This window comes from Bradyrhizobium sp. LLZ17, from assembly GCF_041200145.1.
Classification (GTDB): Bacteria; Pseudomonadota; Alphaproteobacteria; order Rhizobiales; family Xanthobacteraceae; genus Bradyrhizobium.
Genome location: NZ_CP165734.1, coordinates 3,841,802 through 3,854,072, shown reverse-complemented (window position 1 = coordinate 3,854,072; position 12,271 = coordinate 3,841,802). Strand labels below are relative to the sequence as shown.

Genomic DNA, 12,271 nt, shown 5'->3' with positions numbered 1-12,271 from the left:
GCTCAACTCTTCTCAGGCTGGCGCGCGATGCGTTCCAAAAGGCGCCGGATCTCGCGGTTCTGCTCACCCTGGCCGTCGGCCCATTCGCGAATCATCTGCTGCTCGGTGCGCATGTGCGAGACCAGCGCCTGGATCGCTTCGGCGAGACTGGCCATCGACGCGGTGGTGCTGCGGCTGGCGGTGCCTTCCTCGAGCACGCTGCGCAGCCGCTCGACCGCGGCCTGGAGCTCGCCGCTCGCAACGCCGCCGCCCGCTGCGACGGCCATCTCGCCGCTGCCATATTCGCGCACGGTGGTGGCGAGCCAGTCCTCGAGGTCGGTGTAGAAACGGTTTTGGGCCTGGCTCGATTGCAGGTCGAGGAAGCCGAGGATCAGCGACCCGGCAAGGCCGAACAGCGAGCTCGAAAACGAGATGCCCATGCCGCCGAGCGGCGCGGCGAGGCCTTCCTTCAGTGTATCGAACAACGCGCCGGAATCGCCCCCGACCTTGAGACCGTCGATCACCTTGCCGACCGAGCCGACCGTCTCGATCAGGCCCCAGAAGGTGCCGAGCAGGCCGAGGAAGACCAACAGCCCGGTCATGTAGCGGGAAATGTCACGGGCCTCGTCCAGGCGGGTCGCGATCGAATCGAGCAGGTGCCGCATGGTCGTCTGCGTGATCGTCATCCGCCCGGAGCGTTCGCCGCCCAGGATCGCCGCCATCGGCGCCAGCAGCTTGGGGTGCCGGGCCGGCGCCAGGCCGGGATCGGCGATCCGGAAATTGTTGACCCAGGAGACCTCGGGATAGAGCCGGATGACCTGGCGAAAGGCCAGGATGATGCCGATGAACAGCACGCCGCCGATCAGGGCGTTGAGGCCTGGATTGGCGAAGAAGGCCTGGATGATCTGCTTGTACAGCACCACGCCCACCAGCGCGCACAGCACCAGGAACACCAACATCCGCACCAGGAAGACGCTGGGCGAGGAGAGCTTGGTGTAGTCGATGTCGATGGTGGAGCGGGGCGAGGGGCCTGGCGGCATGGCCGGTATCATCCATTACGAAAGCTTGCTTGCAGTGCGCACTATGGCACAGCGCCGGCCCAAAAAAAGCGCCGGATGTGCCGATTTCGGGGCGGCATGGGGAACCCAAGGCTGAAATCGCGCTTTTCATAATGACGTACTTTGTAAAACTTCGGCGTTCCATTGACTTGGGTCGGATTTTTGCATGGCGATGCATCTCGGGGGACTGGCGGCCATCGCGCTCTCGCTCGCGATCCTGATGGCGTCCGCCTGGATGGTCCAGCGCACCGGCAATTCCGGCTGGCTCGACATCATCTGCACCTCTGCCCTCGGCCTGACCGGCGTGGGCGCGGCCCGGGTCCTGGTCCACGTCGCCGGCGTCCTGCGTTTGGGAGCGCAGATGCCGCGTTCGCGCGGCGAGCGCTGCCGCGGTTACCAATCCACAACCACCATGTTCTTTCAGCTTGTTCTTTCCCCTGCCACCCAAAGACGGAGTGGCCGCATGAGCGTCGTCTCCACGATCATCGGAACTGCCGAACGCGTGCCGCTGCCTGACATCGTGGTCCGCGCCGCGATCCAGCAGCTCTGCGCGCGCACCGCGACACGTCTCGCCGCGCACGATGCCCCCGACGATGCCGCCTTCGCCGGGCGGATGATGCTGCGGCCGATCGCCGAGCGCACGGACGCCGCCAACACCCGCCACGACGACGTGCCGTCGAGCTTCTTTGCGCAGGTGCTCGGCCCCAACCGCAAATTTTCGTCCTGCTTCTACAAGACGGATGCGAGCACATTGCAGGAGGCTGAAGAGGAGGCGCTGCGCCAGACCGCCGGGCATGCCGCTCTCGCCGATGGTCAAACCATCCTCGAACTCGGCTGCGGCTGGGGCTCGCTGTCGCTGTGGATGGCCCGGCAGTTTCCGCATGCCAGGGTGATGGCGGTGTCGAACTCGCAGTCGCAGCGTGCCTATATCGAGCAGGAGGCGCGGTTACGCGGGCTGCTCAATCTGCGCGTCGTCACCGCCGACATGAACATGTTTACGCCGGACGGCCGGTTCGACCGCATCGTCTCGGTCGAGATGTTCGAGCACATGATGAACTGGCGCAAGCTGATGACGCGCGTGCATGCATGGCTCGCGCCCGAGGGACGCTTCTTCATGCACGTCTTCACCCATCGCTCCGGCTCCTATCTGTTCGAGCGCGCCAATCGCGAGGATTGGATCGCGCAGCACTTTTTCACCGGCGGCGTGATGCCGAGCCATCAGTTGGTCCGGCAATATGACGACATCTTTACAATCGAGAAGGAATGGCGCTGGAGCGGCACGCATTATCAGCACACGGCCCATGACTGGCTCGCCAATTTCGATGCGCATCGCGATGCAATCGAAGCGTCCTTGCTTCCCGTCTATGGCGAGGACACGGCCTTGTGGATGCGGCGCTGGCGCTGGTTCTTCCTCGCCACCGCCGGGCTGTTCGGCCACGCCGACGGCAGCGAATGGGGCGTGAGCCACTACCGGATGAAGGCGGCGGGGTAGGGGCGTTATCGTTCCACTGATTTTCTTCGCTGCCGGTGCGCGTATTCCGCGCCCCATCCGAGGCCGAGGGTGACGGAGACGAGAGAGCCGAGCACGACGCCGAGCTTCGCTGCATCCAGCAGCTTGTCGTCGGTGAACGCCAGCATGGCGATGAAGATCGACATCGTGAAGCCGATACCGGCCAACAGGCCGATCAGGCAGACCCCGCCCCAGGACACGCCGGGAGCCAGCCGACACCAGCCCGTGCGCACCGCGAGCCAGGTCGCGGCGATCACGCCGATCGGCTTTCCCGCGCACAGTGCAAGTCCGACGCCGAGCGTCACGAACTGAGCCCCGCCCGAGAGTTCCGTGCCGGTGAAGCTGACCCCCGCATTCGCAAGCGCGAACAGCGGCATAATTCCGTAGGCGACCCAGGGATGAAGTGCGGTCTGAACACGAACGACAGGCGGAGATGTCTCCTGCTCAGATCGGGCCGGCGTCATCAAGCCGAGCACCACGCCTGCAAGCGTCGGGTGAATGCCGGCCTTGAGCAGGCCGGTCCAGACGATGACAGCCGGAAGGATGTAGGCGAATGCAGAGCGAAAGCCGAGCCGCTGGAACCAGAGAACCATCAGCATGCCGGCCGCTGCGATGATGAAGCCGCTGAGATCGAGCCCGCTCGTGTAGAACATGGCGATGATCAGAACCGCAACGATATCGTCGATGATGGCCAGTGCGAGCAGAAAGACCCGGACATTGGCGGGGATCGAACGTCCGAGCAGTGCGAGCACGCCGACGGCGAACGCGATGTCTGTGGCCGTGGGTATTGCCCAGCCATGGCCGCGTCCCGCCACGCTGTTGAAGCCCAGATAAATCAGGGCGGGAACGGCAATGCCGCCGAGAGCCGCCACAACCGGGAGCACGGCCTGGTCGAATTTGCTGAGTGCACCCTCATGGAGCTCGCGACGAATCTCCAGGCCCACGACCAGGAAGAAGATCGTCATCAGCGCGTCATTGATCCAGAAGTGCAACGATGTGGTGAAGGCGAAGTCGCCTGATCCCAACACGACGGGATGGTTCCAGAAATCATGATACGCGTGGGCAAAAGGCGAGTTCGCCCACAGCATTGCGGCCATTGCGGCCACTAGCAACACGGCGCCGCTGACGGCTTCGACATGCAGGTATTGCTGGATCGTTCCAATCGCACGCTTGGCGAGCTTGGATTTGGACAGGTCTCTGCCTGGCAGCTGATCGTTCATGGGCACGCGCTTTCTGCGTGGCGGCCCGACCATCGCTTGACCTGTCACTGCTCGTTGCAGCGAGCACCCGGGAGCCTTCTACACGACGATGTCGGGAAGGCAACAGTTCCAATTGGCTCATACTGCCGCAGCAACGGCCGCGTAGGACAAAGCAATCCGAGGAGGAGTGGACCGGCTGACAAAGAATTCCCGTGGCCATCGGAAACGTCGGGCTCCTGCTTTGTTATCGCCGGTTAACCCAAGGAGGAAACACCATGCGGTATCTCGCGCTCACAGCAATTGCCGTGGTGGCCGGCCTGACGGCACCGGCGATGGCGCAGCAGGCTTCGCCATCGCACAACCTTCAAAACGAAGCCGACAAAGGCATCAAGACCGAGAACTCCGGTGCGTCGGGATACGTCTCCGAGCAGGACAAGCCCGGCTCGGCCTCTCATATCCCGGGTAACCCTGCTCGCGCGGCGACGGACAGCGCGGCAACGGCGCCGAGCGCACAAAACTCCGGCGCGGGAATTGCGGGTGCTCCCGGCAACAAGAACGGGCCTCCGGCTCATAGCGGTACGGTCGGCTCGGCGTCGCAAAATCAATCGGTGCAGGAGCAGGATCCGGCGAACGTCAAGGGATTGCCGGGCAACAAGAGCGGTCCGCCTGCCAAGCGATAGGTTCGCTCGCCATCCCGCCGCTCGCCGAGACAGTTTATTCGGTTGACGCGCTCGGCGGGGTGGCCGCATTGAGCAGATTGGAAAGCGCCGTCACAAGCTGCGCCGGCGCGAATGGCTTGGTCAACAGCACGCTGTTCGGCACGCCCCTCGACGCCCAATCTTCGGCGTGGGTGCCTGTCATATAGATCACCGGCATGGCGGGGTCGAGCTCGCGTGAGCGCTGGGCGACCTCCCATCCGTCGCACTTTCCGCTCAGATTGATGTCGGTCACGATCGCTCGAAATTGTGTCGTGTTGGTTTGAAGAAGCGTCATCGCTTCTTCGCCCGAGCCCGTGACAGTTGACTCAAAACCGCCAGCCGAAAGGGCCTCTTGGATCATGACCTGAATGAGCCCGTCGTCCTCGACGACCAGCACCGTGACGGAGTCACTCACTTCACCTTCTCCCCTGCTGCCGCCTTGCAGTGCTCCGGTGAGCTAAGCGACTCGGACGCGCTCGGTTCCATCAATTGTCCAAAAGTGTACATAAGGCGGAAGACGGCGGACGGACCCAAGGTCAGGCGAGGCGTTCATCACCATCGCGATGTTCTGTCGCAGTACGCACCCGCGGAACCCGACTCACGATCCGGTGAGTTCGCGAAAGTGTCGTGCGCTCAGTCAGATAGACGAGTGTGACATTGAGCCGCCCGGGCCACGCGTTGCGCCGCAGCGAGTCCATTCTATTTTGACGCCATCATCCGCGCGGAATTGTCCAGGACGGGCGCCGCGCGGAGCGCGACCAGTTTCAACAACATCGGGGCACTCCACTTCATGTCAGGACTTCACGCGCGATCGGCATGCGTTGCAATCATGCTCGCGGCCGTTGCGCCGCTGCTGGGGGCTTGTGATCAATCCAGCTCCGCCGTCTCCGCCGCCCAACCCTCCGAACCCGATGTCAGCGTCGTCACCGTCAGGCAGCAAGCCCGTGCCGTGGTGCGCGAGCTGCCCGGCCGGATCGCGCCGACCCGCGTCGCTGAAGTGCGCCCTCGCGTGTCGGGCATCGTGGTCGAGCGCCTGTTCCGCCAGGGCAGCGAGGTGAAGGCGGGCGATGCGCTCTACCGCATCGATCCGCGGCCGTTCGAGGTCGAGGTCATGGCCAACGACGCCGCGGTCGACAAGGCCGAGGCTGCGTTGATGCAGGCGCAGCAGCAGGCGCGCCGTATCGCCACGCTCACCAGCCAGCGCGCCGCGCCGGAAGCCGAGAACGAGAAGACCATCGCGGCCGAGCGCCAGGCCCGGGCCGAACTCGAGGGCCGCAAGGCCGATCTCGCGCGCGCCAAACTCAATCTCGACTATGCGACCGTGCGCGCGCCGATCGACGGCGTGGTCGGTGCGGCCCTGGTCAGCGAAGGCGCGCTGGTCGTGCAAAACGAGACCAATCTCGCCACCGTCCAGCAGCTCGATCCGATTTATGCCGATTTCACCCAGTCGGTGACCGAGCTCAACCAGCTCCGCCGCGCCTTCGAGAGCGGCGACCTCGAGCGCATCGCGGCCGATGCCGCCAAGGTGCGGCTCGTGCTCGACGACAACTCGATCTATTCGCTCGACGGCAAGCTGCTGTTCTCCGACGCCAAGGTCGACGCCCAGACCGGGCAGGTGACGCTGCGCGGCGAGTTTCCAAATCCCAAGCGCGAGCTGCTGCCGGGCATGTATGTCCGCGTGCGCATCGACCAGGGGCTGGACTCCGACGCGATCGCGGTGCCGCAGCAGGCGGTCCAGCGCAATGGCGGTGGCGGCAGCGAGGTGTTCGTCGTCAAGGACGACAACCGCATCGCGGTGCAGCCGGTGCGCACCGGCTCGGTGCAGGACGGGGTCTGGTTCGTCACCGAGGGCCTGAAGGCCGGCGACAAGGTCGTGGTCGAAGGCTTCCAGAAGTTCGCGGCCGGCGACAAGGTCAAGCCGCAATCCTGGGCCGAAGCCGACGCGACCGCGGACGCCCAACGCGCCCAGTTGACCCGGTAAAGCGCGATGGCGAGCTTCTTCATCGACAGGCCGATCTTCGCCTGGGTCGTCGCGCTGTTCATCTGTCTGATCGGCGCGATCTCGATCCCGCTGTTGCCGATCGCGCAATATCCGATCATCGCGCCGCCCTCGATCTCGATCTCGACCAGCTATCCCGGTGCGTCGCCGGAAAATCTCTACAACAGTGTCACCCGGCTGATCGAGGAGGAGCTTAACGGCGCCTCCGGCATTCTCAATTTCGAATCGACCAGCGACTCGCTCGGCCAGGTCGAGATCACGGCCAATTTCGTGCCGGGGACCGATACGAGTGCAGCTTCCGTCGAGGTGCAGAACCGCATCAAGCGGGTCGAAGCCCGTTTGCCGCGCGCGGTGATCCAGCAGGGCATCCTGATCGAGGAAGCCTCCAGCGCCGTACTCCAGATCATCACGCTGAATTCGACCGACGGCAGTCTGGACGAAGTCGGGCTCGGCGACTTCATGATCCGCAACGTGCTCGGCGAGATCCGCCGCATCCCCGGCGTCGGCCGCGCCACGCTCTATTCGACCGAACGTTCGCTGCGCGTCTGGGTTGATCCGGCCAAGCTGGTCGGCTACGGGCTTACCGCCGACGACGTCAACAAGGCGATCGCGGCGCAGAACGCCCAGGTCGCCTCGGGCAGCATCGGCGCCGAGCCGTCGACCGGCAGCCAGCGCACCTCCGCGCTGGTGCTGGTCAAGGGCCAATTGTCCTCGCCGGATGAGTTCGGCTCGATCATCCTGCGCGCCAATGCGGACGGCTCGACCGTGCGGCTGCGCGATGTCGCGCGCATCGAGGTCGGCGGCCTCAGTTACCAGTTCAACACGCGTCTCAACGGCAAGCCGACTGCCGGTCTCTCCGTGCTGATGTCGCCGACCGGCAATGCGCTGGCGACCGCGGGCGCGGTCGAAGCGAAAATGAAGGAGCTGTCGCGCTTTTTCCCGGCCAATATCTCTTACAAGATCCCCTACAACATCACGCCGGTGGTCGAGGCGTCGATCAAGAAGGTGCTGACGACGCTGCTCGAAGCGGTGGTGCTGGTGTTCGTGGTGATGTTCCTGTTCTTGCAGAACATCCGCTACACCATCATCCCGACCATCGTGGTGCCGGTGGCGCTGTTGGGCGCCTGTACCACGCTGCTGCTCGCCGGCTACTCCATCAACATGCTCTCGATGTTCGGCATGGTGCTCGCCGTCGGCATCCTCGTCGACGACGCCATCGTCGTGGTCGAGAACGTCGAGCGCATCATGGCGGAGGAGGGCCTGCCACCGAAGGAAGCCACGCGGAAAGCGATGTCGCAGATCACCGGCGCCATCATCGGCATCACGCTGGTGCTGATGGCGGTGTTCGTGCCGATGGCGTTCTTCCCGGGCTCGGTCGGCATCATCTACCGCCAGTTCTCCGTGACCATGGTCGCCGCGATCGGCTTCTCCGCCTTCCTGGCGCTGTCGCTGACGCCGGCGCTGTGTGCGACGCTGCTCAAGCCCGTCGCTGCCGGCCACGGTCACGCCAGGAAAGGCGTGTTCGGCTGGTTCAACCGCATGCTCGAAGGCGGCAAGGAAGGCTATTTCCGCACCGTCGGCTTTTCGCTGAAGCGCACCGGACGGCTGATGCTGGTCTATGTCGCGCTGCTCGCCGGCCTGTCCTGGGCCTTCGTCAATTTGCCCGGCGGCTTCCTGCCGGTCGACGACCAGGGCTTTGTCACCACTGACGTGCAGACGCCGTCGGATTCGTCCTATGGCCGCACCAAGGCCGTGATCGAGAAGGTCGAAAAATACCTGGCGCAGCGACCGGGCGTGGACAACGTCACCTTCCTCACCGGCTTCAGCTTCTCCGGCCAGGGCATGAACACCGCGCAGGCCTTCATCACGCTGAAGGACTGGTCGGAGCGCGGGCCGAAGGACTCAGCGGCTGCGATCGTCAATGACATCAACCGCGATCTGTCCTCGTCGATCCGTGACGCGAAAATCTCCGCGCTCCAGCCGCCGCCGATCGACAATCTCGGCAATTCCTCGGGCTTCTCGTTCCGCCTCCAGGATCGCGGCCAGAAGGGCTATCCGGCCTTGATGCGCGCCGCCGACCAACTGATCGCAGAGGCCAATGCGAGCGCGGTGCTGCAAAAGGTCTATGTCGAGGGCCTGCCCGAGGCCGGCGTGGTCAATCTCGTGATCGACCGCGAGAAGGCCGGCGCTTTCGGCGTCACCTTCGAGGACATCAACAACACGATCTCGACCAATCTCGGCTCGAACTACATCAACGACTTCCCGAACCGCGGCCGCATGCAGCGCGTCGTGGTGCAGGCCGATAGCCGCGATCGCATGAAGACCGAGGACATCCTCAACTACAACGTCAAGAACAGCCACGGCCAGCTGGTGCCGTTCTCGTCCTTCGCGACGGTGGAATGGGCGCGCGGCCCGACGCAGATCGCCGGCTTCAACTATTATCCGGCGGTGCGCATCTCCGGCGAAGCCAAGCCCGGCTTCACCTCGGGCGATGCCATCGCCGAGATGGAGCGGCTTGCGGGCAAATTACCGCGCGGCTTCGGCTATGAATGGACCGGGCAGTCGCTCCAGGAAAAGCTGTCGGGCTCGCAGGCGCCGTTCCTGCTCGCGCTGTCGGTGTTCGTGGTGTTCCTGTGTCTGGCCGCGCTCTATGAGAGCTGGACCATTCCGCTCGCGGTGCTCCTCACCGTGCCGCTCGGCATCGTCGGCGCGGTGGTTGCAGCGATGCTGCGCGGCCTGCCTAACGACGTCTATTTCACCGTCGGCCTCATCACCATCATCGGCCTCGCCGCCAAGGACGCGATCCTGATCATCGAGTTCGCCAAGGACCTGCGCAAGGAGGGCAAGCCGCTGGTCGACGCCACCATAGAGGCCTGCCGTCTCCGTTTCCGCCCGATCCTGATGACCGGCCTCGCCTTCATCTGCGGCGTGCTGCCGATGGCGATCGCGCATGGCGCCGGCGGCGCCAGCCAGCAATCGCTCGGCACCGTCGTGATGGGCGGCATGATCGCGGTGGTGATTCTGGCGCTATTGATGGTGCCAGTGTTCTTCGTCTCGGTGCAGCGTGCGCTGGGCGGGGATCGGGAGAAGGCAGAGGAGGCCGAGATGTACGGCCCGCCGGCGCCGGCCAACCTGTAAAGTGGGTGTCATGCCCCGCGAAGGCGGCGCATCCAGTACGCCGCGGCCTTTCCGTACCCGACAGGCGTCTCTGGACTACTGGATCATCCGCCTTCGCGGATGATGACAGTCGGGTTTGGAGCGGCCGTCTTCGCCCAGACTGCGCAGCACATTCGCGGCGCTGGTGAGAGTCTGGCACTGAACGCCGGATCGGTCGGCTTGCTTTCTCGGGACTGTCCATCCAGACTGCATCCCTTGGATTGAGAGAATGCGTATTCGCACCGCCAGCGAATGCGCAGACAGCCCGCCGATTGAGAGCATGTGATGCGTCCGACCGACATTGCGATCTCGAACTATCGCTCCATTCGGCGGCTCTCCATACCCATCCATCCCTTGTCCGTGTTTGTGGGTGAGAACGGTGTCGGCAAATCCAATCTGTACAAATCCTTGTCGTTGTTGCGCGACGCGGCGGTTGGCCAGATCACCCGCACGATCGCCGATGAAGGCGGATTGAATTCGGTCTGCTGGTCCGGCCTCCGCAAGCGAGGCGAAGACGGACGGCTGCGGTTGTCGGCCACCTTCGACAGCATGAGGTATTCCATCGAGCTGGGGTTTCCCAGCCCGGTTCAGGCCGCGTTTTCCGGCGAGCCGATGATCAAGGCCGAAAGTATCGAGGCGACGCAGGGCAAACGAACGGTCAAGCTGATGGAGCGGATCAATTCGCTCATCAGCGTCCGCGGCGAGAGCGGCGCCTGGAACGCTCACAAGGATGCGGTGCTGCCGTCAGAGACTGCGCTTGCGGCTTTTTCCGATGGCAAGGAATGCCCGGAAATCGACCTGATCAGAAATGCGATGCTGGGCTGGCGATTCTATCATGACTTCCGCACTGATCCGGCGTCACCGATACGAAAGCCTTGTCTCGCAATCGCAACGCCCTCGCTCAGCGCCGATGGAACCGATCTGGCTGCCGCCCTGGCGACCCTCTATGTCATTCGGCAAGACGCCAACGACCTGCAGGATGCGATCCAGGATGCATTCCCGGGCGCTGAGCTCCGCGCATGGGAGGAAAACGGCCTCTGCCAATTTGATCTGCAACTGGCGGATATGCCGCGGCCGTTCAGGGCTCATGAACTATCCGATGGAACGCTGAAATACATTTGCCTGCTCGCGGTGTTCATGGGCTATCGGCTGCCGCCATTCATCGCGCTGAACGAACCCGAGACCAGCCTGCATCCGTCGCTGCTGGCGCCACTGGCCCGGCTGATCGCCAAGGCATCACGCCGTGCGGACATCTGGATCGTCACTCACTCGGAACACCTGATGGAGGCGTTGCGAAGCGAGAGTTCGGTCCCGCTTCGCCGGGTGATCAAGTCGAAAGGCGCCACGACCATCGAGGGCCTGACCATCGGCGGGGAATATCGCGACGAGGAAGATGACGAGGACGACGCTTAGTTGTTGCAGATCGACCGCAGAGGTGCCGACCCAGCGGTTTGGAAAGGAGCAAGCGAATCCATGAGAATGATGGCCGCCATTGCGATCGCTTACATACTTGCAGGCGCTCTCTACATTTGGCGCGATTTCCGAAAGCCGGTCGATACGCAGCCCGGCTATGTCAAGTGGGGCGGCATACGGACCAAGCTGTTCATCGTGCTCTATTGGCTTCCCGGAACGCTGTCCGCGGCCTGCCGGGGCGGTGACTTGCGAGACTTAGCCGTTCCATGGGCAATCTTTGCTGCCCTCGCCGTCGCCGGGCTTTACTTCTCAAGTTGATAGCTTGCCGCAGGCGGAGGCATCCAGTACGCCGCGACCGTTCTATGTCCAAGTGACCTCTCTGGAGTACTGGATCGTCCGCCTTCGCGGACGATCCAGCAGTGTGTAAGGGGCGGTCTCGGCCTACGCTGCCTTCCGCAACACCTTCGCCAGCTCCCCGTGCACGAACTCGTTGCCGCACACGACGTGCCCGGTGACCAGCGCGTCGCCTGGTGTGTCGATGTCGCTCACCGTTCCGCCCGCCTCGCGCACCATGATCTGGCCGGCGGCGATGTCCCAGGGGGACAGATTGCGTTCCCAATAGCCGTCGAGGCGGCCGGCCGCGACGAAGGCTAAATCGAGCGAGGCGGCGCCGAAGCGGCGCAGGCCTGCGACGCGGTCCTGGATCGCGGTCATCTCGCGGCGGAATTCCTCGTGGTCGCCGCGGCCGATATGCGGCAGCCCGCAGGCCACCACGCATTCGTTGAGCTGGCGGCGTCCCGCGACCCGCAGGCGCTGGTCGTTGAGGAAGGCGCCCTTGCCGCGCTCGGCGATGTAGAGCTCGTCATTGGCGGGGTTGTAGATCACGCCTGCGATCACCGTGCCCTCGCGGACGAGGCCGATCGAGATCGCGAATTGCGGGATGCCGTGCAGGAAATTGGTGGTGCCGTCGAGCGGATCGACGATCCAGGTGTGGCTCTTGTCGCTGCCCTCGCGCGTGCCGCCTTCCTCGCCGACGAAGCCGTAGCCGGGCCGCGCCTTGGCGAGGTCCTGGTAGAGGATCTCTTCGGCACGCTTGTCGGCGAGCGAGACGAAGTTCGCCGGCCCCTTCAGCGAGACCTGGAGATGCTCGATCTCGCCGAGATCGCGCTTGAGGCTGCGGCCGGCGCGGCGCGCCGCCTTGACCATGACGTTGATAGTGGCGGAATACAGCATGAGCTCTGGTCTTGATCGGGGAAAGG

Annotated in this window: 10 protein-coding genes; 6 read left to right on the top strand and 4 right to left on the bottom strand. The window is 64.2% G+C overall.

Annotation, left to right across the window (positions count from 1 at the left end):
• Positions 1-2: 2 nt before the first annotated feature.
• Positions 3-1,019 carry a flagellar motor protein MotA gene (locus tag AB8Z38_RS18655; protein WP_369726433.1) on the bottom strand — a complete coding sequence of 339 codons (1,017 nt, stop codon included), beginning with the start codon at positions 1,017-1,019 and terminating at the stop codon, positions 3-5.
• 481 nt (positions 1,020-1,500) lie between these two features.
• Between AB8Z38_RS18655 and AB8Z38_RS18650 the strand changes: the two genes are divergently transcribed.
• Positions 1,501-2,529 (top strand): cyclopropane-fatty-acyl-phospholipid synthase family protein, encoded by a 1,029-nt coding sequence (locus AB8Z38_RS18650; RefSeq protein WP_369726536.1) that lies wholly within the window; start codon positions 1,501-1,503, stop codon positions 2,527-2,529.
• A gap of 5 nt (positions 2,530-2,534) precedes the next feature.
• On the opposite strand, the gene nhaA is transcribed toward AB8Z38_RS18650, so the two are convergent.
• The gene (gene nhaA / locus AB8Z38_RS18645; RefSeq protein WP_369726432.1) at positions 2,535-3,767 is read right to left on the bottom strand and encodes a Na+/H+ antiporter NhaA; all 1,233 of its coding nucleotides are present in this window, start codon (positions 3,765-3,767) and stop codon (positions 2,535-2,537) included.
• A gap of 434 nt (positions 3,768-4,201) precedes the next feature.
• Here nhaA and AB8Z38_RS18640 point away from each other — a divergent pair, with 434 nt between their 5' ends.
• Positions 4,202-4,426 (top strand): hypothetical protein, encoded by a 225-nt coding sequence (locus AB8Z38_RS18640; protein ID WP_369726535.1) that lies wholly within the window; start codon positions 4,202-4,204, stop codon positions 4,424-4,426.
• Between the two features lie 34 nt (positions 4,427-4,460).
• On the opposite strand, the gene AB8Z38_RS18635 is transcribed toward AB8Z38_RS18640, so the two are convergent.
• Positions 4,461-4,859 (bottom strand): response regulator, encoded by a 399-nt coding sequence (locus tag AB8Z38_RS18635; protein ID WP_369726431.1) that lies wholly within the window; start codon positions 4,857-4,859, stop codon positions 4,461-4,463.
• A 375-nt stretch (positions 4,860-5,234) separates the two neighbouring features.
• Between AB8Z38_RS18635 and AB8Z38_RS18630 the strand changes: the two genes are divergently transcribed.
• The 4 genes from AB8Z38_RS18630 (at position 5,235) to AB8Z38_RS18615 (ending at position 11,330) form a co-directional block, all read left to right on the top strand.
• Complete coding sequence (locus tag AB8Z38_RS18630) at positions 5,235-6,425, top strand: efflux RND transporter periplasmic adaptor subunit (RefSeq protein WP_369726430.1); 1,191 nt, start codon at positions 5,235-5,237, stop codon at positions 6,423-6,425.
• A gap of 6 nt (positions 6,426-6,431) precedes the next feature.
• Positions 6,432-9,581 (top strand): multidrug efflux RND transporter permease subunit, encoded by a 3,150-nt coding sequence (locus tag AB8Z38_RS18625; RefSeq protein ID WP_369726429.1) that lies wholly within the window; start codon positions 6,432-6,434, stop codon positions 9,579-9,581.
• A 303-nt stretch (positions 9,582-9,884) separates the two neighbouring features.
• Positions 9,885-11,012: an AAA family ATPase gene (locus AB8Z38_RS18620; RefSeq protein ID WP_369726428.1), complete on the top strand. Its 1,128-nt coding sequence runs from the start codon at positions 9,885-9,887 to the stop codon at positions 11,010-11,012.
• Positions 11,013-11,330, top strand: coding sequence for a hypothetical protein (locus tag AB8Z38_RS18615; protein ID WP_369726427.1), 318 nt, complete (start codon positions 11,013-11,015; stop codon positions 11,328-11,330).
• 123 nt (positions 11,331-11,453) lie between these two features.
• On the opposite strand, the gene AB8Z38_RS18610 is transcribed toward AB8Z38_RS18615, so the two are convergent.
• Positions 11,454-12,245 carry an inositol monophosphatase family protein gene (locus AB8Z38_RS18610; protein WP_369726426.1) on the bottom strand — a complete coding sequence of 264 codons (792 nt, stop codon included), beginning with the start codon at positions 12,243-12,245 and terminating at the stop codon, positions 11,454-11,456.
• Positions 12,246-12,271 lie beyond the last annotated feature (26 nt).